Here is a 22964-nt window from a genome sequence, read left to right as displayed (position 1 = left end):
GGTCGGAAGGCACGGTGCGCGGCCCGCGTCAACTGCCTGTTCTGTTCGGCAACAACGCCTGAGGAACCGGACAGCGGTTACATCACGTCACCCAATGAGGTAGCTTGCCCCGGAATCGAACCGATGAGTCCGGGAGCAATGCAATGTCCGAACAAACCGCTCAGCCCGCGAGCGATCATCTCGACATCCACGACGTCGAGCGGCGGGTGAAGGCGATCTTCATCGGCTCGGTCGGCAATCTCGTCGAGTGGTACGATTTCTACGCCTACACCGCGTTTGCGCTGTATTTCGCTCCGGCATTCTTCCCGCACAGCGACCCGGTGGTGCAGCAGCTCAATGCCGCCGTGCTGTTTGCCGCGACCTTCCTGATGCGCCCGCTCGGCGGCTGGCTGTTCGGCTACATCGCCGATCGCTATGGCCGGCGGCTGTCGCTGACACTGTCCGTTGTCTGCATGTGCTTCGGCTCGCTGATCATCGCGGTGACGCCGACCTATGCCACCATCGGCATTGCCGCACCGGCGATCCTGGCGCTCGCCCGCGTGATCGAGGGCCTGAGTCTCGGCGGCGAATATGGCGCCAGCGCCACCTATCTCAGCGAGGTCGCCGATCCCAAGCACCGCGGCTTCTACTCCAGCTTTCAGTACGTCACGCTGATCGGCGGCCAGCTCACCGCGATCATCGTGCTGCTGTTGCTGCAGAAGGTGTTTTTGACGCCGGACGAGCTGAAGGCCTGGGGCTGGCGGATTCCGTTCGTGATCGGCGCCATGCTCGCGATCGTTGCCGCGGTGATGCGGCGCAACCTGCATGAGACCGAGGCCTTCGAGGAGGCCAAGAAAGTCTCCAAGCCGACCGGCTCGATCGTCGGCCTGTTGAACTATCCGCGCGAATTGCTGCTGGTGGTCGGCCTCACCGCCGGCGGCACCGCGGCGTTCTATACCTTCACCACCTACATGCAGACATTCGTGAAGCTGTCGGTCGGTCTCACCGAGGACCAGAGCACCTTCGTGATCTTCGGCTCGCTGATCTTCGCGACCATCCTGCAGCCGATCTATGGCGGGCTCTCCGACAAAATCGGCCGCAAGCCGCTGCTGATCTTCTTCGGCATCGCCGGCACGCTCGGCACGATCCCGATCCTGACCGCGCTGAAAGACACCAAGTCGCCGTTCATGGCCATCCTTCTGATCTGCGGCGCCTGGATCTTCGTCGCCGGCTACACCTCGATCAACGCGATCGTGAAGGCCGAGCTGTTTCCGACCAATGTCCGCGCGCTCGGCGTCGGCCTGCCCTACGCCATCACGGTGTCGATCTTCGGCGGCACCGCGCCCGCGGTCGCGCTCTATTTCAAGAGCATCGGGCACGAGGACTGGTTCTATTACTATCTCAGCGGCATGATCTTCCTGTCGCTGCTGATCTATTCGACGATGCGCGACACCAAGCGCGACTCCGCGATGCATCGCCACGAGTGACGGCGCAACGCTCATGACCGACGATAACGAACCGTCCGAGAGCAAGCTGACGCGCAGCAAGCAGCGCTGGGCACGCGAAGGCAAATTCCTCACCGGCAAGGTCACCCGCCCGGAGGAGCAGCGCCTGCCGCCGGGCCAGCATCTGACGGCGGACTGGCCGGTGCTCGATCTCGGGCTGATGCCGAACATCTCCCAGGAGCGCTGGCGGCTCGACGTCTACGGCGCGGTCGAGCAGACCATCTACTGGACCTGGCAGCAGTTCATGGCGCAGCCGCAGACGCAATTCGTCTCGGACATCCACTGCGTCACGACCTGGTCGCGCTACGACAATCAATGGGAGGGGCTCGCCACCCGCGACCTGCTCGCCGCCTGCCAGCCGCGCGAGGATGCGCGGTTCGTCGCACTGCATTCGTATGACGGCTATACGACGAATCTGCCGCTCGAGGACTTTGCCGCCGAGGACGCGCTGCTCGCACATAGCTGGTCGGGCAAGCCGCTGGAGCAGGAGCATGGCGGTCCGGTGCGGCTCGTGGTGCCGCATCTGTATTTCTGGAAGAGCGCGAAGTGGCTGCAGCGCATCGAATTCCTCACCGAGGATGCACCGGGCTTCTGGGAGGTCCGTGGCTATCACAATCGCGGTGATCCCTGGGCCGAACAGCGCTATTCTGGCGACTGACAAACCAACAAGATGATGGAGCCTGCCCGTGCCGCACGAACGCTTTCAATTCACCGGTGTGGGCGGCCATCAGCTGGCCGCCGCGCTTGACACGCCCGACGGGCCGATCAAGGCCTACGCGCTGTTCGCGCACTGCTTCACCTGCGGCAAGGACGTGCTGGCCGCAAAGCGCATCGCGGTTGCGCTTGCGGCGAAAGGCATCGCCACGCTGCGGTTCGACTTCACCGGCCTCGGCTCCAGCGAGGGCGAGTTCGCCAACTCGACCTTCACGTCGAACGTCGCCGATCTGGTCCGCGCCGCCGACCATTTGCGCGAGACGCGCAAGGCACCCGCGATCCTGATCGGCCACAGCCTCGGCGGCGCCGCGATCCTCGCCGCCGCGGGTCAAATCCCCGAGGCGAAGGCGGTCGCGACCATCGCCGCCCCCTCCGATCCCGTCCATGTCACGCATTTCTTCAAGGACCGGATCGAGGACATCCGCGCGCAGGGCGAAGGCGAAGTCTCGCTCGCCGGCCGCCCGTTCCGCATCAAGCGAGAATTCCTCGACGATGTCGCCGAGCAGAATCTGATAGCGCAGGTGAAGCAGCTCCACAAGGCGCTGCTGATCATGCATTCGCCGACCGACGACACCGTCGGCATCGACAACGCCACGCATATCTTCAGCGCCGCCAGGCACCCCAAGAGCTTCGTCTCGCTTGCCGGCGCCGATCATCTTCTGAGCGGCAAGCAGGATGCCGCCTATGTCGCCGACGTGATCGGCGCCTGGGCCGAACGCTACATCGAACTCGCGCCGCAGCCGGCGGCAGATACCGGCACAGCGCCGCGCAACGTCGTAGTGCAGGAGACCCGGGCCGGCAAGTTTCAGCAGATCGTCACGACAGGCCCGCATCGCATGCTGGCCGACGAGCCGGTCGCGGTCGGCGGCCAGGACTCCGGTCCCGGCCCCTACGACTTCGTGCTGGCCGGGCTAGGTGCCTGCACCTCGATGACGATGCGGATGTATGCCGACCGCAAGTCGCTGCCGCTCGATCGCGTCACGGTGACGCTTACGCACAGCAAGATCTACGCCAAGGATTGCGAGGAGTGCGAGACGCGCGAGGGCATGCTCGACCAGATCGACCGCGTCATCAGGATCGAGGGCGAACTCGACGCCGACCAGCGCAAGCGGCTGATGGAGATCGCCGACAAATGCCCGGTGCACAAGACGCTGACGTCGGAGGTGCGGATCGTCACCAAGGCCGCGGAATAAGCCTGCGACGCAGCGGGATGGGCCGAGCCGTAGCAGCATGTCGGCTGCGTCCCCCTCCCGCCTGCGGCCGTCGCAGGGGCGCGCTGAAAAATATCGAAAACAACCCCATGCAAAGGTGCCGGCGGCCGCCGGCGCTCTACAAGGCAACTTGACACGTCGGGCAACTCAGGGATATTCTTCCATTATTCCGAAATCGTGCGAGCACCCCTCTACCCACGCGCCGCGCGCTTCCCGGTCAGGCAGTTCGCCATGATCCGCACCGCGGCGCCGATCTCGTTCTCGCGCCAGGCGGCGAAGCCGAGCAACAGGCCGTGGTCGCGCGGCCGCTCCAGCGCGAGGCTCGACAGCGCGCGCACCTCGACCCCTGCGGCCACCAGCCGCGCGACTGCGCTCTGGTCGGCGGCGCCGTCCCTGAAACGGGCAATCAGCTGCATGCCGCCAGGCGGGACCTCGGCCGTGAGCACCTCGCCGAGCTGCCGCGCCAGCGCCGTAGCGAGGTGGTCGCGGCGCGCGCGATAGATGCGCCGCATCCGCCTGACATGGGCCAGGAAATGCCCGTCGGCCATGAAGCCGGCCAACGCTTCCTGGACATGCACGGAGGCGATCAGCCCGAGATGGCGCTGCGCGATCTCCATCGTCCGTGCCAGCTGTGGCGGCACCACCAGATAGCCGATGCGGATATCGGCCGTCATCGCCTTGGCGAAGGTGCCGAGATAGAGCACGCGTCCCTCGCGATCGAGGCCCTGCAGCGCCGGCATCGGGCGGCTGTCATAGTGAAACTCGCCGTCGTAATCGTCCTCGACGATCCAGGCCTTGCCGGGCTCGGCGGAAGCCAACAGTTCGGTGCGGCGCGCGACCGGCATCACCCGTCCGGTCGGGTGCTGATGCGACGGCGTCGCGAAGATGAGCTTCGGCGCGCGCGTCGCGCGCATCCGCATCATGCCCCATTGATCGAGCCTGACACCGACGACGTCGGCACCGGCGGCGCGAAACGCCGCCGCGGCGCCGGGATAGCCGGGATCCTCGGTCCACACCGCATCACCGGCGGCGATGGTGGTCGCGGCAATCAGCGTCAGCGCCGCCTGCGCCGTCGGCAGGATCAGGATCTGATCGACCTCGGCACGCACGCCTCTGTTGACTTCAAGGTAGTCGCATAAGGATTCGCGCAGACTTGGCCGGTTGACTACGGTTTGGTCGTTGAAGCGGCGGCGCAGCGCACTGCGGCGCAGGCAGCGCGCCCAGATCTCGTGCGGAAACTCGCGCGCATCCGCAAGCCCGGGGCGGAGCGGCCGGAAATCCGCCTGGTAGGACAGCGGCCAATCGGTGTCGGAGAGCTGCAAGGCCCAGGGCGACAGCAATGGTTTGCGGGCGGCCTCGCGCTTTGGCGCCAGCGCAGGTTTGGCGAAGCGCGCTTCGATATCGTCGGTCACAACCGGCCGCCGCCGCGCCGCGACCCGCAGATATCCTTCGGCCGCCAGCTGCTCATAGGCATGCGTCACGGTGTTGCGCGCCACGTCGAGCTCGGCCGCAAGGCCGCGGCTCGACGGCAGCATGGCGCCGCTCCGGATCCGGCCGCTCGCCATCAGCGCGCGCAGCTGCTGGGTCAGCTGCGCGGCCAGCCCGGCATCGTCCGATCGCTTCAGCGCGAGCAATTCGGCGAAGATCAATCTGGCTCCCTCGTTCTACAACATCTGGCTCTTTCGAGAGAGCCAGCCTGATCCTATTCACAAGCGGTATCGCCCGCAAGGATTCTGCCGTGGACCAGTCACTCTCCCCCGCCAAGGCCGCCGCCCTGTTCGTCGTCGTGGTGCTGGCCTGGGGCATCAACTGGTCGGTCACGAAATCGCTGGTCGAAGCGGTGCCGCCGCTGTGGACCGCCTCGATCCGCAGCTGGGTCGCCCTGATCGCGCTGCTGGTGATCCTGCGCGCCAGCGGCAATTTGATCATTCCGCGGATCGCCGATGTCCCGGTCGTGCTCAGCGTGGCGCTGCTGCACATGACGTTCTTCTCGACGCTGGTCGCCGCCGGCCTGCGCTATCTCCCGGCCAGCAAGGGCGTCGTGCTCGGCTACACCACGCCGCTGTGGGTCGCGCTGGCCGCGGCCGCCGCGCGTACCGAACGGCTCGGCGCGCTCAAGCTTGTCGGCGTCGCGCTCGGACTCGCCGGGCTCTGCGTGATCCTCAACCCGGCGTCGCTGGACTGGAGCAATCTGCACGTCCTCGCCGGCGCCGGCATGATCATCATCGCCGCGATCTGCTGGGCCGCGAACATCATCTATATCCGCTCGCACCGCTGGATCGCGACGCCGCTGCAGCTCCTGCTGTGGCAGGTGCTGGTCGCGACGCTGGTGCTGACGACGTCGGCGCTGGTCACCGAAGGCGTGCCCACGGTGACATGGTCGCCGCACCTCCTGCTGCTGTTCCTCTATTCCGGCTTCATCGGTACGGCGCTGGCCTATTGGGCGATGTCTGTTGTCAATAAGAGCCTGCCGGCGCTGACGACCTCGCTCGGCACGACAGCGACGCCGATCGTCGGCATCGTGACCGCGGCACTCTTGCTCGGCGAGCCGATCGATCTCTCGCTGGCGATTGCCGCGGCTCTGATCGTCGGCGGGATCGCGCTGAGCTCGCTCGCGGACGCGCCGTCGCGGGCCTAGTCAGGGCCTGTACTCATAAATTCGCCACGTCTGCTTCGGTCTCGGAAGCTGATGTCGAAACCGACGTCACTGCATGTCGGCCTTGGGCCAAATGCGGACATGGCCAGCTCAATCGATCGCCTCGTCGGCGCGCGGGCAACGACATCGCGAAACGGCAATGGGCGCGATTGAGCAATTAGTATTGATCCAGATCAAGACCGCTGCCACCGGCCGGCCACTACGCTGTCGGCCAGGAAGCGCCGCCCAACACGTACCGAAGGATGTTGGACTCAGGGATGAGCATTTTTGTTCAAGTTCATGAGCGCAATCTTCGGTACCAAGGCGGAGGCGACCTCGCCGGGCGTTACCGAAACGTGGGAGCGATCATGAGTGCACCGTCTCCCCGGTAATGAAGCCGCACATCACGAGTACAGTCGGCTACTTCCCACAGGAGCCTTTCAAGAAGGACACAACTCATGTCGAACTATGATCGAAATGCAGCTGCGCCGGGCTTCCCCGCAAACGGCGCCATAGCGATAGACGTCGGCCTTCGCGCTTTTATGCTGCGCGTATATAATTACATGGCCGCCGGCGTTGGCTTGACCGGCGCTGCAGCGTTTTTGACCTATCAGTTCACCGGCCCTGAATTGCTTCAAAGTCCGCTGATGTGGGTGCTAATGCTGGCGCCACTGGGACTAGTGTTCTTTATCAGTGCACGAATCAACACGCTGTCGGTGGAAGCTGCGCGAGGATTGTTTTTCCTCTATGCGGCCCTGGTCGGGATTTCATTGTCGACCATCTTCCACATTTACACACAGTCCTCGATCACCAGAGTGTTCTTCATCTCAGCGGCGGCCTTCGGCGCGCTCAGTATCTGGGGCTACAGTACCCAGCGAAGCTTGTCTGGATTTGGAACGTTCCTGCTTATGGGCTTGATCGGCATCATTATCGCTAGCCTGGTCAATCTGTTTCTGAGATCGAGCGGGCTCGATTGGATGATTTCCATTATCGGAGTCGGCGTCTTCGCGGGGCTCACGGCCTACGATACCCAGCGGATCAAGGGGATGTACGACGGCGGCGATGACACCACTTCGGCCGGCCGCAAGGCAGTGTTGGGTGCGCTGTCACTCTACCTCAACTTCATCAACCTGTTCATGATGATGCTGCGCCTGATGGGCGGCCGACGCTAGACTACGACCGTCATTCTCGAGTGCGATCCGCTCGCCACTGCGCGATGAGGCGCGACGATTGAATAACAAGGGCGCTTTGGCGTGGGAATGTCTGCTGAGGGTCAACTCGGAAGTCGGAACGCGCAACCGTAACTTCCGCTTCACCTCCGACGCTTTCGATAGCCTGCGCGGCACTTCCGAAAAGGGCAGTGACCCGGGCGCCTACATCGATCCAGATCAACGGGCGGGGGCCGGCTACTATAGAGTTGCTCCGCTGAGATCGTTAGATACTCCCAACCCTGCCCGACATCGAGTGCTCGACGTATCATTGCTGCGCAAGCTGAAGGGATATTGAAATGATCACAGTTCCGGAACTGGTATCGCAAGCCTTGGGGTCGTTTCTAACGGCGGAAACGAAGGACCGGTTTGGCGCTTCACATGCCGGTTTGACTGAGCTGCTTCCGTTTGCGGCGAAGCTCACGTTGGAGTGCATCGGTAACAGCGACGCCCTGTACCACAACATTGAGCATACATTGCTCGTTACCCTTGCCGGACACGACATCTTAACCGGACGTGCGCTGTTGCGGCCGACGACAGCAAACGATTATGCGAATTTCATTCTGGCGTGCCTCACCCATGACATCGGGTACGTTCGCGGCGTTGTTCAAGGAGATGAAGACGAGTCCTTTATCGCAGATGTAAATGGCGGCACCATTCGTCTGCCTCGCGGATCGTCCGATGCCGCGCTTGCACCGTATCACGTGGACCGTTCGAAATTGTTCGTCCTCGAGCGCCTGGACTCAGAAGAGTTGGATGCGAACCGTGTGGCCCGGGCAATCGAATATACCCGCTTTCCTTATACGCTATCCTCGAACGACAGTCTGATAGAAGAAGAGGGGTTGCTGCTGCGGGCCGCCGATCTTATCGGGCAGCTCGGCGATCCCCACTATCTGAGGAAGTCGAACGCGCTGTTCTACGAATTTGAAGAGGTCGGGCTCAACAAAGCGCTGGGCTACGCGACGCCGGCAGACATCGTTTATAAGTATCCCCAATTTTACTGGAAGACCGCTGCTCCCCAAATTCAAACGGCGATACGCTACCTCAATGTCACTTCTCGCGGCCGTCAATGGATAGCAACTCTCTATGGTAACGTGTTTCGGGCGGAGCGTGAGATGAATCTGTCGGGACCGCAGCCGTAATTGGCGCCGTCTCGTAGCTGAACATGGTGACAGTGCCGACCACGAGCGCAGGTGGTTTGCCAGAATCTACCAATGGATCAGGTTCGGGTCATAAGCCGCCGATAACTACCGAACTGGGCAACTTCCGCTTTATGACTGGAAGCCGACGGTTATGAGTGAACGCCCTAGGCCGTCGCGAGCGGCCTCACTCGCAGCGCGCCGCGCAGGCCGGCGCCGGTGCCGAGCATGATGCCGGCGATCGCGATGAGGGACGACAGCGAGAGCGTCGACAGTCCCGTCAGCCCCTGCCCGACCGAGCAGCCGAACGCCATCACGCCGCCGGCGCCCATCAGAGCGGCGCCGCTCGCCGAGCGCAACATGTGCTGCGGCGACCGATAGCCTTCGAGCTGAAAGCGCCCGGTGGCGATGGCCGTGATCAGGCTGCCGGCGAACACGCCGAACACGGTGACGATGCCAAAATTCAGCGTCGAGCCGGTCGACAGCATCACATATTGCAAGGCGTCGGCGATCGGCGCGATGAAGGTCAGCGAGGTTACCGGCACCGGATTGAAATCGTCGGCGCCGAGATAGCCGGTCGCGTACCAGCCGCCCGCCACCAGCAGGCCCACGATCAGGCCGGCCGCGATCTGTCCGAATGATTTCCGGAATGGCGCATGGGCGAAGGCGAAGATGATCAGGACGGCTGATAGCGCTGACGCCGCGATCATCCGCGCCGGCACCGCGCCGAGGCCGATGCTTGCCAGCAGCGACGGCACCGAATTGGCGGCGACTGTGGCCTGCGAGGCCTGCACCATCGCGATCCGCACCGGGGCGATCAGGCCCTTCAGCGTCATCTCGGCGAAAATGCCGAGCACGATCACGACCACGAAGGAACGCAGATTGCCGCGCCCGAGCAGCACCAGCGCCCGCGAGCCGCAGCCGTTCGACAGCACCATGCCGTAACCGAACAGCAGCCCGCCGAGGAACATCACCGGCGCCGAGAAGGACGGTTGCAGATAGATCGACTTGCCGAGATCGACGAGGCCTGCCGCCGCCAAAAGCTGCGAGGCGGCGATCGCAACCCCCATCGCCAGCGCATAGGTGCGCGCCAAGCGGCCGTCGCCCTCCGCCCACCAGCCGCGCAGGCCGCTCATCATGCAGAAGCCGCTGAGCAGCCCGACCGAGCCATAGATCAGGCCGATGATCAGGGCGGCGAGGATGACGATCGTGGCGGGGTCCATGGAAGTCCTTCAATTGCCTTCGTCATTGCGAGCGAAGCGAAGCAATCCATATCACCGCGAGCGGGAGAGAGTGGATTGCTTCGTCGCTTCGCTCCTCGCAATGACGGGTGGAATTAGGGCCGCAAAATCACGCGGTCACGCGACGAGCCTGCCACGGCAACAAACGCCGCCTTGGCCTGTTCCAGCGGATAGATCGCGCTCGGCTTGATCGGGAATGGCTTCAGATGTCCGCCGGCAAAGCCCGGCGCGAGCTCGCGCAACACCTCGCCGGTCGCAACCGACGACAGCGCAAGCGTGTCGATGCCGACATAGGTGTGCTGGCCGCGGTAGAATTCGAGGATGTTGAACTGCACGATGCGATCGACCGCCGCGATCAGGATCTGGCGGCCGCGCAGCGCCAGCGACTTGTGCGCGGCCTGGAAATAGGGATCGCCGACCGTGTTGTAGACGATGTCGGCGCCCTTGCCGCCGGTCAGCTCGCGCACGCGAGCGGCGACGTCGGTGGTCGAGGCGTCGATCACCTCGACCGGCGAATTGCTGTGGCCCTCATAGGGCTCGCTCTTGCGCACCACGCCGATCACGCGCGCGCCGTGCCAGCTCGCGATCTGCACCGCGGCCTGCCCGACCTTGCCGTTGACGCCCATCACCAGCACGCTCTCGCCCGTCTTCGGCAGGCCGGCGCGGCGCAGGCCCTCCATCGCGGTGACGAAGGGCACGCCGATCCCGGCGGCTTCGTCCCAGGAAATGCCGGCGGGCTTTTCCACCACGGCATCGCGTTCGACCGCCAGATGCGTGGCATGGGTGCCGTCGCGGCGGATGCCGAGGTCGCCGGACGAGCCGAACACCTCACGCCCGATGAATTCAGCCGGGCCATCGATCACGACACCGGCGTAGTCGCGACCACTGGTGCGCGGGAAGACGGCATAGGGCATCAGCCCGGTCGCGGCTTTCACATCGGACGGATTGACCGCCGCCGCCCTCACCTCGATCAAGACGTCGTTGTCGCCGCGCGAAAGTGCATGAGTCTCGACCACCGGCGCCACCGCCGCCGCGTTCTCCGCCTTCGTCAGCAGGCGCACGCAGCGGGCGTCGACCGCGCGACTGTCTGGGTTGGAAGCGGATTGCATCCGTGTCTCCGGCCGAAGGGCATGGTGCCGAATTGAAGCCCTTATGGATCGGCTCCATGGTGGCTGTGCCCGCAACTAACGAACTTGTCGATTAGACTAAGAGGGCTGATCCGGCAAGCACGAGAGAGCGCTTAGTCTACCCCGGAAGGTGGAGTTTAGGAATGCGGCGATCGACGCGCAGAAAGCTCCCGTAAGGCGACGAAGTCGCCACGCACAAAGGCCTCCTTTTTCGCCCGGCTCCACTTCTTGAGCTTGCGTTCATTCTCGATCGCGTCCGTTATGCGATCGAACCATTGAGAGAAAACCAGCGTCACCGGGCGACGCGTCGCCGTGTAGCCGCCGAGTGTTCCGGCATTGTGCTGAGCAATTCTGATTTCCAATGCCGTACGCGTTATTCCAATGTAAAAGCTGCCATCCGCGCATCGGAGTATATAAAGGAACGCTCCTTCCGCCATCCTTCCCACCGCGTCTTCGCCTCTCGCCCTCATCCTGAGGAGCCGCGAAGCGGCGTCTCGAAGGATGGAGCCACCGGCGTGGCCTCATGGTTCGAGACGGCGCTTTGCGCCTCCTCACCATGAGGGGATAAAGTTAGGATTTCGGCCGCTTGTCGTAAACACGTTTCGCCTTGCCGAGCGAACGCTCCAGCGTCTCGGGCGCAACGACGCGGACGCGGGTCGAGATGCCGATCGTGTTCTTGATGAAGGCGGAGACCTTCTCGGCGTGCGCGGTCAGCCCTTCGCCGTCCCAGCTCTCGGGCCGGGCTTCGGCAAGCACCGTCATCTCGTCCATGCGGCCCTCGCGGGTCAGCTCGATGACAAAGTGACCGCCGCACCAGTCGGTCGCCAGCAGCGCTTCCTCGATCTGGGTCGGGAACACGTTGACGCCGCGCAGGATGATCATGTCGTCGGAGCGGCCGGTCACCTTCTCCATCCGCCGCATGCCGGGCCGCGCCGTGCCGGGCAACAGCCGCGTCAAATCGCGGGTGCGATAGCGGATGATCGGAAAAGCTTCCTTGGTCAGCGAGGTGAACACCAGCTCGCCTTTCTCGCCATCGGGCAGCACCTTGCCGGTCAGGGGATCGATCACCTCGGGGTAGAAGTGATCCTCCCAGATATGCAGACCGTCCTTGGTCTCCACGCATTCCTGCGCGACGCCGGGACCGATCACTTCAGACAGACCATAGATGTCAGTGGCGTCCATGTCGAAGGCATGCTCGATCTCGACGCGCATCGCGTTGGTCCAGGGCTCGGCGCCGAAGATCCCGAACTTGAGCGACGATTTGCGCGGGTCGAGGCCCTGCCGCTTGAACTCGTCGAGGATCGCCAGCATGTAGCTCGGCGTCACCGTGATGATGTCGGGCCGGAAGTCGTTGATGAGCTGCACCTGCCGCTCGGTCATGCCGCCCGAGATCGGGATCACCGTGCAGCCGAGCCGCTCCGCGCCGTAATGCGCGCCGAGGCCGCCGGTGAACAGGCCGTAGCCATAGGCATTGTGCATCAGCATGCCGGTGCGGCCGCCGGCGGCGCGGATCGAGCGCGCCATCACATCCGCCCAGGTGTCGATGTCGGCCCTGGTGTAGCCGACCACGATCGGCTTGCCGGTCGTGCCCGAGGACGCATGGACCCGCACCAATTGCTCGCGCGGCACCGCGAACATGTTGAAGGGATAATTGTCGCGCAGATCCGTCTTCACCGTGAACGGGAATTTGGCGAGATCGGGAAGCTGCCTGAAATCGGACGGATGCACGCCGGCGGCATCGAACGCCTTCCTGTAGTGCGCGACATTGTCATAGGCATGCTTGAGCGACCAGGCCAGCCGCCTGGTCTGCAGCGCCATGATCTCGTCGCGCGAGGCGCGTTCCGCCGCATCGAGCTCGGCGTGATAACCGCTATCCCTAACCTTGAGCTTTGCCGTTGCCATCGACGTTTCCCCTGAAGCCTTTATCCCTTGATGTCCGTGTCGGGCAGCCAGGTGCCCGGTATCACGCGCGAATGCCCGCGGAATTCGGCGATCACGCTGTCGCCGGAGGTCACGCTCACGTCGTAGATTCCCGAGCGGCCACTGCGCGAGATCTCGCGCGCGGTCGCCACCAGACGATCCCCGAGCTTGCCGGGCCGGATGAAAGTGACGTTGCCCTGCGCCGCCACCGCGCGATCGTTGCGGCTGTTGCAGGCAAAAGCGAAGGCTGAATCGGCCAGCGTGAAGATGTAGCCGCCATGACAGATGCGCTGGCCGTTGACCATGTGCGGCTGTACCGTCATCGCCATCACCGCCTGCCCCGGCCTGATCTCGACGAGCTCCATGCCGAGACCCTTGCTGGCGTCGTCTTCCTTCCACATCGCGTCGGCGCAAGCGCGGGCGACATCCTCGGGCGATAGCGTGGCCTTCACGTTCACATCGAACTCCCTGTGCGCGGGCCCGTTGTGGAGGGCCTCTTGGTGTCAAATTTCGAGTGCTGTGTGTGCAACGTCAACACTACTTCCGTCATTCCGGGGCGATGCGTCAGCATCGAACCCGGAATCTCGAGATTCCGGGTTCGCTTCGCGCCCCGGAATGACAATCAACAATCAGACGTGGTCGTAGTCGACCACGACCTTCTCGGAGCACGGCTTGGCCTGGCAGGTGAGGATGAACCCCGCCTTCAGCTCCCACGGCTCCAGCGAATAATTCAGATCCATCGGTGCCTCGCCTTCGACCAGCTTGGCGCGGCAGGTCGAGCACATGCCGCCCTTGCAGGCGAACGGCAGGTCCATGCCGGCGCGCAGCGCAGCGTCGAGAATCGACTCGCCGTCGGCTACCGGGACCTCGCGGCGCTTGCCGTCGATGATCAGCCCGGCAATTGCCTTCGGCGGCGCGCCGGCGGGAACGACGACCTTCGGACGCGGCTTGCCGCCGAACTCCGAGACGAAGCGTTCGACATGGATACGCTCGTCGGCGATGCCGATCTCGCGGCAAGTCGCCTCGATGGTCTCGCTCATCGCGGCCGGGCCGCAGACGAAGACGTGATCGACCGTTTCAGCCGGCACCAGCGAGCGTAGCAGCACCCGCACCTTCTCGCCGTCGAGCCGACCGTGCAGGATCGGAATGTCCTGCTCCTCGCCCGAGATGACGTGGAATACCGAGAGCCGCTGCATGAAGCGGTCCTTCAGCTCCTCCAGCGCCTCGCGGAACATGACGCCTTCGGTCGAGCGGTTGCCGTAGAACAGGAAGAAGCGACTGTCCGGCTCGCGCGCCAGCACGCCCTTGATGATCGAGAGGATCGGCGTGATGCCGCTGCCGGCGGCGAAGCCGACATAGGTCCGCGCCTCGCCTGGCGCGTGGGCGACACCGAAGCGGCCGGTCGGTGTCATCACGTCGAGCTCGTCGCCGGCCTTCAGCTCGTCGGCGGCCCAGTTCGAGAATGCGCCGCCGTCGACCTTCTTCACCGCGATGCGCAATTCACCGTCATCGGGACCGGAACAGATCGAATAGGAACGGCGAACTTCCTCGCCGTCCATCGTGGTGCGCAGCGTCAGATACTGGCCCGGCGTGAAGCGGTAGTCGCCTTGCAAATCGTCGGGGATCGCAAAAGTCATCGAGATCGCGTCCGACGCCTCGCGGCGCAGATCGCTGACGGACAGGCGGTGGAATCGTGGTGTCGACATGGTCAATGGCACTTGAAGTAGTCGAAGGGTTCACGGCAACTCCTGCAACGCCACAGTGCCTTGCAGGAGGTCGAGCCGAACTCGGAGAGCAGTTCGGTATCGCCTGACCCGCATTGCGGGCACGCGACCGCCTGCTCGCCGAACAGCGCGCGGCGCGAGGAGCCCGGCAGCGGCGGCGCGATGCCGTATTCCTTGAGCTTGCGGCGGCCGTCCTCGCTCATCCAGTCGGTGGTCCAGGCCGGCGACAGCACGGTGCGGACCTTCGGGCGATGAATGCCTTCACGCTCCAGCGCGAGCTCGATCTCGAGCGCGATCATGTTCATGGCGGGACAGCCGGAATAGGTCGGCGTGATCGCGACCTCGACATGACCGTCGTGGACCGCGACGTCGCGCAGCACGCCGAGATCGGCGATGGTCAGCACCGGAATCTCGGGATCGACCACCTGCGCGGCCGCGCTCCAGGCGCGCCGGCGCAGATCGGCATCGCTGAGCGCAACGATCACCATGTCGCACCCGGAAAGGTCCGCTGCATCGATTGCAGCTCGCTGAGGAGATGGCCGAGATGTTCGCTGTGGCTGCCACTGCGGCCGCCCTGCTGCATCCAGTTGCCCGATGGCAGCGACAGTGTCGCCTCGTTGACGATGCCCGTAACCGTCTTCAGCCAGTGTGGCTTTAGTGCCGCGGGATCGATCGCGATGCCGGCGTCGATCAGGCCGCGCTCGCTATCGTCGACCGCGAACATCTCGCCGGTATAGGCCCAGAGATCGTCGATCGCGCCCTGCGCGCGGCGGTGGCTCTCCTCGGTGCCGTCGCCGAGCCGGACGATCCATTCCGACGAATGCCTGACATGATAGGCGCTCTCCTTCTCCGATTTTGCCGCGATCGCGGCAAATGTCGGATCGGACGAGGCCATCATCGCGCGCCAGTAGAGATCGGCGAATGCCGCGTAGAAGAACTGCCGCACCATGGTGCGGGCAAAGTCGCCGTTCGGCTGCTCGACCAGCAGCAGGTTGCGGTACTGCCTGACGTCGCGCAGATAGGCGAACTTGTCCTCGTCGTTGCCTCGGCCCTCGACCTTGGCCGCGTAGCTGTAGAGCTCACGGGCCTGACCGAGCAGGTCGAGCCCCATATTGGCGAGCGCCATATCCTCTTCCATCGCGGGCGCGTGGCCGCACCATTCGGACAGCCGATGGCCGAGGATCAGCGCATCGTCGGCGCGGCGCAGCGCGTAGAGCACCAGCGGCGTTTCGGAAACTTCGATGTTGGCGGTTGCCATGTTCTCATATCCTGTATCGACACATTCGAGCCTCATCCTGAGGAGCGCCGAAGGCGCGTCTCGAAGGATGGACCGCGGTCACTGCACGGGCCTCATGGTTCGCCTGGCGGTGCGAAGCATCGTCCAGAGACGCGCTGCGCGCTCCTCACCATGAGGGGGAGTGAAGTTCACATGTGCCCGACTTCGTCGGGGACGTCGTAAAAGGTCGGGTGGCGGTAGATCTTGGATTCCGCCGGCTCGAACATCATGCCCTTCTCGGACGGATCGGACGCGGTGATCGCGTTCGAGGGCACCACCCAGATCGACAACCCCTCGCCGCGGCGGGTGTAGATGTCGCGCGCCGCCTGCAGGGCGAGCGTCGAGTCCGCCGCATGCAGCGAGCCGACATGCTTGTGCGCGAGGCCATTGCGGCTGCGGATGAAGACTTCCCAGAGCGGAACGTTCGGCGTGGCCATCTCTAGCGCTCCCTTATTCTGCGGCTTGCGCGAGCTGGCGGCTCTTGCGCTTCTCGGCATAGGCCATCGCGGCCTCGCGCACCCAGGCGCCTTCCGCATGCGCCTTGCGGCGCGCGGCGAGGCGATCGCGGTTGCAGGGGCCGTTGCCGGCCAGCACCTGCTTGAACTCGTCCCAGTCGATCGGGCTGTGTTCCCAATTGCCGTTCGCGTTCTGCTTCATGCCGGGATCGGGGATCGTGAGCCCAAGGAACTCGGCCTGCGGCACGGTGGCGTCGATGAATTTCTGACGCAGCTCGTCGTTGGAGAAGCGCTTGATCTTCCATTTGGTCGAGGTGTCGCTGTGCTGGCTGACCTGGTCCGGCGGGCCGAACATCATCAGCACCGGCCACCACCAGCGATCGAGCGCGTTCTGCGCCATCGCCTTCTGCTCCGCGGTGCCGCGGCACAGCGTCACCATGATCTCAAAGCCCTGGCGCTGGTGGAACGACTCTTCCTTGCAGACGCGGATCATCGCGCGCGCATAGGGACCGTAGGAACAGCGGCACAGCGGGATCTGGTTCATGATCGCGGCGCCGTCGACCAGCCAGCCGATGGTGCCGATGTCGGCCCAGGTCAGCGTCGGATAGTTGAAGATCGAGGAATATTTCGCCTTGCCCGAGAGCATCGCGTCGACCAGCTCTTCGCGCGAAGTGCCGAGCGTCTCGGCGGCGGCGTAGAGATAGAGACCGTGGCCGCATTCGTCCTGCACCTTGGCGAGCAACGCGGCCTTGCGGCGCAGCGACGGTGCGCGGGTGATCCAGTTGCCCTCGGGGAGCATGCCGACGATTTCGGAATGGGCGTGCTGGGAAATCTGCCGGGTCAGCGTCTTGCGGTAGGCAGCGGGCATCCAGTCGTTCGGCTCGATGCGTTCGTCGGCATCGATGCGGGCCTGGAACTGACTGGCGCGGGCGGCATCCTCGACGCCGCGATCATCGCCGTCGGATGAGTTGAGCGCCTGCGTATACATGGCCGACCTCCCAATGTGTTGTTAGGCAGGAATATATAACATAAATTTTCAAATGCAAGAAGTTTTTGTAATACGTTCAGACGCCCTCGAAACGGCGCGCCACCGCCCCGTTGGGCTTCGGCAGCGGCCCGTCCTCGTTGGTCGCATGGTCGTCAAGCCATTGTTCCGACGGCGAAAGCAGCCCGCGATAGATCTCGCCGCAGAGTTTGCGCGCGGCCCTGCCCGGCCAATCCTTTGGCAGCAGCTGATACGGCAGCAGCGGATCGCGCAGCACGACCCGGCGGTAATGGTGGATCAAGAGAATGCGCGCGGTGAAGGCGTCGGCGTCGCTCAGCGTCTCGCCGCGGATGATCGAGCCGTGCAGCGGCTCGAACGTCTTCATGAACTTCAGATAGGCATCCGCGGTGCGGTCGAGCGGCCAGCTTTCGCTGAGCAGCCGGCGCCCGCTGTCATCCTCCGCGGAGACTTCGAGCCGGATCGCACGCGACGCTTCATCTGGGATCGGCGCGCCCGACGGCGCGACCCACACGCCGGGCAGCGGGCTGCCGAAGCCGGCATTCTTCAATGCCTCGCGCGCGGCGTCGCGATCCTCGGCATTGCCGATCAGCAGCAGCTCGAAGCGGCCGGTCCAGTCCGACGGCGGCGGATCGTAGATGTGCCGCGTTGCGGTGTCGAAGGTCTGCCGGCCCCTGGCGTTGAGCCGATAGAAGCTGTTGCGGCCGACCTTGTTGCGTTCGAGCCAGCCGTCGGCGGCGAGCCGCGACATCGCGGTGCGCACCACATTGCCGTCGATGTCGAGCGACTTGAAGAATTCGAGCAGCGTTCCGAGCCACACCGAGCCGCCGCGCGGCACGATGGAATCGCCGAACACGGTGATGATGATCGAGCCCGTGCGTGACGGCTCGCGCTTCAGCTGATCGACGATGCGGGCAAGCGGCTGGGGCATGCGCAACGCATAGCGCGTTTTGTCGATTCACGACAATGTTCGAGCCAGCAGCCGGGCTGCATCCTTCGGGACGCGGCCAAAAGGCCGCTCCTCAGGATGAGGTCTGGCTTTGGTCCTCATGGTGAGGAGCGCGGCAACGCCGCGCGTCTCGAACCATGGACGTGGAGGCGATCTCAGCGATTCGGATCGGGATAAACGATGCTGCGCCAGCCGCTGCGATCGAACGGCGCCCACTCGCCTTCCTTCTGCGCAAGGCGATCGGCGACCGCGTAGACCACGGCCGGGTGATGACCCATCCCGCAATGGCTGCTCTCGACCTCGATGCTGTCGGTCATCGACGAGGACTGCTCGCGGCAGCCCTGCCAGGCGCAGACGCCGTCGGTGCGGCTGAAGATCGCGGTGGTCGGCACCGGCGGCGCGCTGGCGAGCGAGCCGCCGAAACGCTGGTCCTCCTCGTCGGCGCGCCGGCCGCTGGCCATCTCATAGACGCGCCAGGCGTTGGTCGACTTCGGGCCGGCGGCAAACGGGCTGCCGAGCGTGATCACCTGGCGCACGCGCTCCGGCATCATCTTGGCGAGCTGGCGCGCGTAGAGGCCGCCGAGGCTCCAGCCGACCACCGAGACCTTGCGGCCGGTCGTTTCATTCATCTCCTGCAGCAGCTCGACCATCCCGTCCTGCACGCCGGCGCGAAGCCCGAGATTGCGGCCCTGGCGCCAGCCGCTGACGGCGTAACCCTTGCTCCTGAGAAAGTCGCGCAGCGGCCGGGTCGACATATCGGAGGCAATCAGCCCCGGCAGTACCAGCACCGGATGCCCATCGCCGCGCGGCGCGAGGCTGAGCAGCGGCAATGCACCAAGAAAGGCGCCGAGCTCGTGAATGGCGCGGCCTTCCAGAAACATCAGCGTCCTGGACGGTGGGCGTAGCGTCTGCGCAGCAACGGACATTTCAGCTCCTCTTCCGGCAGGGCCGCCGGCAATGGGACCAACGAGAATGGGTCAACGGAATTGACGCAAACCCGGCGGAATCGTTCCGCAACGCAACAATCTGTCCTGAAAAGCTAGGGAACCGGATACTTTCGTGCAAGCGGTCCAGGTCACACTTGCCACAACTAAAGTGACGTTCGTGCCCAATCGGTCACAGCAGCCGCAGCGTGTACTCCAGGGTGTAAAGCGCGAGGCCGGCAAGCCCGCCGATCAGCGCACCGTTGAAGCGGATGTATTGCAGGTCCTTGCCGACATTGACCTCGATCAGGGAGATCAGCTGCTCCATGTCCCAGCTCTTCATCTGGTCGGCGATGAAGCCCGAGACGCCGCTCTTCTGCTCGGCGACGACGGTGCGCAGGATGGCCACCAGGCCCTGATTGATCTCGCCGCGCAGGTCGGCGTCGCCGTCGAGCGCGTCGCCGGCCTCGACCAGCATTCGCGCCAGCTGATGCTGCAGCACCTGCGACTCGCCCGAGGCGCTGCGTTCGATGAAGTCCTTGACGTTGGCCCAGATGGTGCGCCCGAGATTGGCCAGCTCCGGCCGCGCCATCAGATCGCGCTTGAGACCGTCGATGCGATCGGCGAATGCCTTGTCGCTGCCGAGCCGGTCGACAAAGGACAGCAGCATGCGGTCGAACTCGCCGCGGAACGGGTGCTGCGGATCGTTGCGCACTTCCTCGAAGAATTTCGTGGCGGAAGCGATGATCCGGTTCACCACGAACTTGTCGGCGCGATAGAGCCTGAGCAGCGTCGGCATTTCGGCGCGGACCTTGTCGCGGATCACGGCCATGGTCTCCTGCTGCGTCAGCGTCTGGTGCAGCACGCGCAGGATGTCGTCGAGCAGGCCGCCATGCTTGCCCTCCTGCACGAAACCGCGCAGCGCGCCGGCCGCAAGCGGCGCGAGGTCGATCGAGAGCACCTGCGTCGTGACGCGGCGGCTGATGAACTGCATCAGCCCCGAGCTCTCGGTCGCCGCGAATGCCTCGGGCAGCATCCGCAGCACGAAGCGGGCAAGATCCTCCGAACGTTTGCGGTCACGCAACCAGTCGGCGATGAACGAACCGAAATCGATCTCGCGCAGCTTGGCCTCGACCGGCCCGGATTCCAGGAAATTGTTCTCGATGAACTCGCCGAGCTTCTCGGCGATGCGCGCCTGATTGCTCTGGATGATCGCGGTGTGCGGGATCGGCAGCCCGAGCGGACGCTTGAACAAAGCGACGACGGCATACCAGTCGGCTAGCCCGCCGATGGTCGCGGCCTCGGCAAATGCCGCGATGAAGCCGAACACCGGATGCACCGGCAGCAGCGCTTTCGCTGCGATGAAGATGATGAAGGTTGCCGCCAGCACGCCGGTCGCCAGCCACTTGACGCGCCGCAGCTCGGCCGCGCGTTCGACGTCGACTGGCGTTGCGATGAGGGTGGCGGGAAGGGTCATGGGGTTTCGCAGGGGTGACGAACGAAGCATAGCATGGCCCCACCGCCGTCATTCCGGGGCGTGCGAAGCACGAACCCGGAATCTCGAGATTCCGGATCGCCGCTTCGCGTCGTCCGGAATGACGGTGGACACATGAGCTATGAAGGACACCGCCAAAAAAGAAGGCCCGCAAATGGCGGGCCTTCGAAAAGGGCAGTCGGTCAGTGCAAGCGCGATCAGGCGGTCTTGCCGTAGACCTTGGCGAAGTTGTCCTGCGCGGTCTTCGCACCATCGGTGACGAGCTTGCCGAGATACTCGGTAGTGGCCTTCGCCCGCGAGACGAACAGTTCGCCACGCGCACGGGCCAGCTCCGACTGGATCTGGGCGGCTTCGCTCAGCGACTTGGCGGACGCGAGCTTGTCGATGCCGGCGAAGAACGCCTCGGCGTCCTGGTAGATCGCCTGTTGGATGTTGCGGCTGATCTTGGCGGCTTCGGTCACCGAACCGGCAACAGCGGACTCGATCACGTTGGTCACCTTCTCCGAGCCGGCATAGGCATCGGCAGCGCGGGTCTTGGCGGCCTCGGCCTGCTTCTTCACGAACTCACGGGCAGCTTCCGGAACTTCCAGGTTCTGAAGCTTGGTGAACGCCTCGGTGACGGGCGCGAAGGCTTCCTTGACGCTGTTCAGCACGGAATTGGTTTCGGTGGTCATTGGGGTCTCTCCATCCTCAGGTTTGAGCTATGGGCTCACCCCGTCCGGTTTGGCCCGGGGCAACGGTGTTATGACACACCTCATGGTGCGTCGCAACATCTATGTTGCAGCGCGATATCACGAACCTGTGAAGAGCACGAAGATCCGGCAGATTGCCTAGAGAACCAGCAGGAACCGGTTCCTAATTACCACTGACCGCGTCAGAGACCCCGTAAGCCTCCATCTGTGCCCGGACCTGCGCCACGTTGTGCCCGAGCACGACGATGTCGTGGGTCTTGCCCTCGACGTCGCGGACATGGTCGCGCAGCAGGGCCTCAGCCTTGAAGCCTAGGCTCTCGAACAGCGCGATCGCCGCGCGCTGGTCGACGGTCATCTGCACCGAGAACTTCTCCAGCCCGGCACCGAGCGCGATGGCGAAGGTCTCCTGCGACAGCGCCCGGCCGACGCCCTGCCCGCGCACGTCGAGCGACACCACCATCCGGATCTCGCCGACATGCGGCGACCAGGAGTGCGGATCGCGCACCAGGGTGCCGCAACCGACCACCTTGCCGTCCCTGATCGCGAGCAGGCTCGTGATGTCGCCGCGCTCGATCTCGTTGATCCAGGCCGACAGCACCTTCGGCTGGCTGATATTGCGCGGCAGGAACAAGAGATCATGCGACGGCAGCTTCTGCGCGAAAGCCAGCACCGCAGCCTCGTGGTCCCGAATCATCAGGCGAAACTCGATGTCGCCCGCTTCGGTCTTGACGCGGCGCGGATAGGAACGTTGTTCGGTCATGTCGATCTCTCTCAAGTCGACCCTTCTTAGGTCGATCTCTTGCCCAGCCAGGAGTCCAGTTTCGGCCACAGCCGCTTGATTGCGTTGGCGCCGGCGACCAGCGAGACGTGACCGCCTTTCAGCATCACCTCCTCCTTGTCCTCGGAGCCGATCTTTGTGATCAGATGTTTTGCCGCATCATACGGCACGATGTGGTCGTGCTCGGCAACCGCATGCAGGATCGGCACCTTGATGTCGGCAAGCTTCGCCTCGCGGCCGCCGACCGTCATGGTGTCGTTGTAGAGCTTGTTGTCCCACATCAGGTCCTTGGTGATGGCGCGGAAATATTCGCCCGCGAGCGGCAACGTGTCGGTCGCCCAGCGATCGAACATCCGGTACGACTTGACGAACTCGTCGTTCCAGATGTTGTCCCAGAGCTGGATCTGGCCGACGACACGGGCGGCCGGCCGCAACATGTCGAACGATTGCAGGATCAGTTCGGGCGGCATGTTGCCGGTGCTGTCGATCAGGCGGTCGACGTCGAAATAGCGGCGGTCGGCGAAGTTCGAGAACAGCTTCATCTCGCGGAAATCGATCGGCGTGGTGAAGCAGATCAGGTTCTTCATCGGCCCGTCGCTGAAGATCGAGCCGTAGAGCAGCGACAGCACGCCGCCGAAGCAATAGCCGATCACCGAGACGTCCTTTTCGCCGGAATCCTGCTGCACGCGGCGGACCGATTCCGGAATGAAGTCGAGGACGTAATCCTCCATGCGCAGCGATTTTTCCTCGGGCTTCGGCGCACTCCAGTCCAGCATGTAGACGTCGAAGCCGCGCTTGAGCAGGAACTCGATGAAGCTCTGCCCCGGCACCAGGTCGAGGATGTAGCCGCGGTTGGTGGTCGCCATCACGATCAGCACGGGCACGCGATAGACTTCGTCGGCCAGCGGCCGGTAGTGATAGAGGTTCATGGTGCCGCGCGAATACAGCACGTCCTTCGGCGTCGAGCCGAGCGACGGGCCGGAGCTCGAG

Annotated in this window: 24 protein-coding genes; 7 read left to right on the top strand and 17 right to left on the bottom strand. The window is 64.2% G+C overall.

What is annotated here, in order from left to right:
• The first annotated feature begins 143 nt into the window (after positions 1-143).
• The 3 genes from IF803_RS39730 to IF803_RS39720 are packed head-to-tail and all read left to right on the top strand — an operon-like array spanning position 144 to position 3391.
• The gene (locus IF803_RS39730; RefSeq protein ID WP_461195864.1) at positions 144-1466 is read left to right on the top strand and encodes an MFS transporter; all 1323 of its coding nucleotides are present in this window, start codon (positions 144-146) and stop codon (positions 1464-1466) included.
• A gap of 13 nt (positions 1467-1479) precedes the next feature.
• Entirely contained in the window at positions 1480-2142 is a 663-nt protein-coding gene (locus tag IF803_RS39725) for a sulfite oxidase-like oxidoreductase (protein ID WP_461195863.1), read from the top strand.
• A gap of 28 nt (positions 2143-2170) precedes the next feature.
• Complete coding sequence (locus IF803_RS39720; RefSeq protein ID WP_461195862.1) at positions 2171-3391, top strand: bifunctional alpha/beta hydrolase/OsmC family protein; 1221 nt, start codon at positions 2171-2173, stop codon at positions 3389-3391.
• Between the two features lie 209 nt (positions 3392-3600).
• On the opposite strand, the gene pdxR is transcribed toward IF803_RS39720, so the two are convergent.
• On the bottom strand, positions 3601-5058 hold the full coding sequence (pdxR, locus tag IF803_RS39715) for a MocR-like pyridoxine biosynthesis transcription factor PdxR (RefSeq protein ID WP_461195861.1): 1458 nt from the start codon (positions 5056-5058) through the stop codon (positions 3601-3603).
• A gap of 89 nt (positions 5059-5147) precedes the next feature.
• On the opposite strand from pdxR, the gene IF803_RS39710 reads away from it, so the two are divergent.
• The 4 genes from IF803_RS39710 to IF803_RS39695 all read left to right on the top strand — a co-directional run bounded on the left by IF803_RS39710 (position 5148) and on the right by IF803_RS39695 (position 8394).
• The gene (locus IF803_RS39710) at positions 5148-6047 is read left to right on the top strand and encodes a DMT family transporter (RefSeq protein WP_461195860.1); all 900 of its coding nucleotides are present in this window, start codon (positions 5148-5150) and stop codon (positions 6045-6047) included.
• Between the two features lie 455 nt (positions 6048-6502).
• Positions 6503-7216, top strand: a complete 714-nt coding sequence (locus IF803_RS39705) for a Bax inhibitor-1/YccA family protein (protein WP_028338779.1) — start codon at positions 6503-6505, stop codon at positions 7214-7216.
• A 58-nt stretch (positions 7217-7274) separates the two neighbouring features.
• Complete coding sequence (locus IF803_RS39700) at positions 7275-7550, top strand: hypothetical protein (protein ID WP_461195859.1); 276 nt, start codon at positions 7275-7277, stop codon at positions 7548-7550.
• A gap of 1 nt (position 7551) precedes the next feature.
• Positions 7552-8394, top strand: a complete 843-nt coding sequence (locus IF803_RS39695; protein WP_461195858.1) for a metal-dependent phosphohydrolase — start codon at positions 7552-7554, stop codon at positions 8392-8394.
• Positions 8395-8558: 164 nt separating this feature from the next.
• Here IF803_RS39695 and IF803_RS39690 read toward each other — a convergent pair whose 3' ends face one another.
• The 16 genes from IF803_RS39690 to IF803_RS39615 all read right to left on the bottom strand — a co-directional run.
• Positions 8559-9614 (bottom strand): YeeE/YedE family protein, encoded by a 1056-nt coding sequence (locus IF803_RS39690; RefSeq protein ID WP_028338781.1) that lies wholly within the window; start codon positions 9612-9614, stop codon positions 8559-8561.
• 113 nt (positions 9615-9727) lie between these two features.
• The gene (locus IF803_RS39685; RefSeq protein ID WP_461195857.1) at positions 9728-10741 is read right to left on the bottom strand and encodes a quinone oxidoreductase family protein; all 1014 of its coding nucleotides are present in this window, start codon (positions 10739-10741) and stop codon (positions 9728-9730) included.
• 155 nt (positions 10742-10896) lie between these two features.
• Positions 10897-11196, bottom strand: coding sequence for a GIY-YIG nuclease family protein (locus IF803_RS39680; RefSeq protein ID WP_028338783.1), 300 nt, complete (start codon positions 11194-11196; stop codon positions 10897-10899).
• Between the two features lie 133 nt (positions 11197-11329).
• Entirely contained in the window at positions 11330-12661 is a 1332-nt protein-coding gene (gene paaK, locus IF803_RS39675) for a phenylacetate--CoA ligase PaaK (RefSeq protein ID WP_461195856.1), read from the bottom strand.
• Between the two features lie 20 nt (positions 12662-12681).
• Positions 12682-13137: a hydroxyphenylacetyl-CoA thioesterase PaaI gene (gene paaI / locus IF803_RS39670; RefSeq protein ID WP_038383816.1), complete on the bottom strand. Its 456-nt coding sequence runs from the start codon at positions 13135-13137 to the stop codon at positions 12682-12684.
• Between the two features lie 171 nt (positions 13138-13308).
• Positions 13309-14385, bottom strand: coding sequence for a 1,2-phenylacetyl-CoA epoxidase subunit PaaE (paaE, locus tag IF803_RS39665; RefSeq protein ID WP_461195855.1), 1077 nt, complete (start codon positions 14383-14385; stop codon positions 13309-13311).
• 2 nt (positions 14386-14387) lie between these two features.
• Positions 14388-14891 carry a 1,2-phenylacetyl-CoA epoxidase subunit PaaD gene (paaD, locus tag IF803_RS39660; protein WP_411783105.1) on the bottom strand — a complete coding sequence of 168 codons (504 nt, stop codon included), beginning with the start codon at positions 14889-14891 and terminating at the stop codon, positions 14388-14390.
• Positions 14885-15661 (bottom strand): 1,2-phenylacetyl-CoA epoxidase subunit PaaC, encoded by a 777-nt coding sequence (gene paaC, locus IF803_RS39655; RefSeq protein ID WP_411783104.1) that lies wholly within the window; start codon positions 15659-15661, stop codon positions 14885-14887. Before paaC ends, paaD begins: the two co-directional genes overlap by 7 nt.
• A 167-nt stretch (positions 15662-15828) precedes the next feature.
• Positions 15829-16116 carry a 1,2-phenylacetyl-CoA epoxidase subunit PaaB gene (paaB, locus tag IF803_RS39650; RefSeq protein ID WP_024579339.1) on the bottom strand — a complete coding sequence of 96 codons (288 nt, stop codon included), beginning with the start codon at positions 16114-16116 and terminating at the stop codon, positions 15829-15831.
• Between the two features lie 13 nt (positions 16117-16129).
• Entirely contained in the window at positions 16130-17122 is a 993-nt protein-coding gene (paaA, locus tag IF803_RS39645; protein ID WP_461195854.1) for a 1,2-phenylacetyl-CoA epoxidase subunit PaaA, read from the bottom strand.
• 76 nt (positions 17123-17198) lie between these two features.
• Positions 17199-18068, bottom strand: a complete 870-nt coding sequence (gene paaX / locus IF803_RS39640) for a phenylacetic acid degradation operon negative regulatory protein PaaX (protein ID WP_461195853.1) — start codon at positions 18066-18068, stop codon at positions 17199-17201.
• A 173-nt stretch (positions 18069-18241) separates the two neighbouring features.
• Positions 18242-19012 (bottom strand): esterase/lipase family protein, encoded by a 771-nt coding sequence (locus tag IF803_RS39635; RefSeq protein WP_411783101.1) that lies wholly within the window; start codon positions 19010-19012, stop codon positions 18242-18244.
• A gap of 190 nt (positions 19013-19202) precedes the next feature.
• Positions 19203-20486: a DUF445 domain-containing protein gene (locus tag IF803_RS39630; protein WP_461195852.1), complete on the bottom strand. Its 1284-nt coding sequence runs from the start codon at positions 20484-20486 to the stop codon at positions 19203-19205.
• Positions 20487-20701: 215 nt separating this feature from the next.
• Entirely contained in the window at positions 20702-21178 is a 477-nt protein-coding gene (locus IF803_RS39625; protein WP_028331816.1) for a phasin, read from the bottom strand.
• A gap of 181 nt (positions 21179-21359) precedes the next feature.
• Positions 21360-21956 carry a GNAT family N-acetyltransferase gene (locus tag IF803_RS39620; RefSeq protein WP_461195851.1) on the bottom strand — a complete coding sequence of 199 codons (597 nt, stop codon included), beginning with the start codon at positions 21954-21956 and terminating at the stop codon, positions 21360-21362.
• 26 nt (positions 21957-21982) lie between these two features.
• The coding region (locus IF803_RS39615; protein ID WP_461195850.1) for a PHA/PHB synthase family protein at positions 21983-22964 on the bottom strand (982 nt) is incomplete at its 5' end.

This window comes from Bradyrhizobium sp. UFLA06-06, from assembly GCF_054820065.1.
This window is presented reverse-complemented; position numbering and strand designations above follow the sequence as displayed.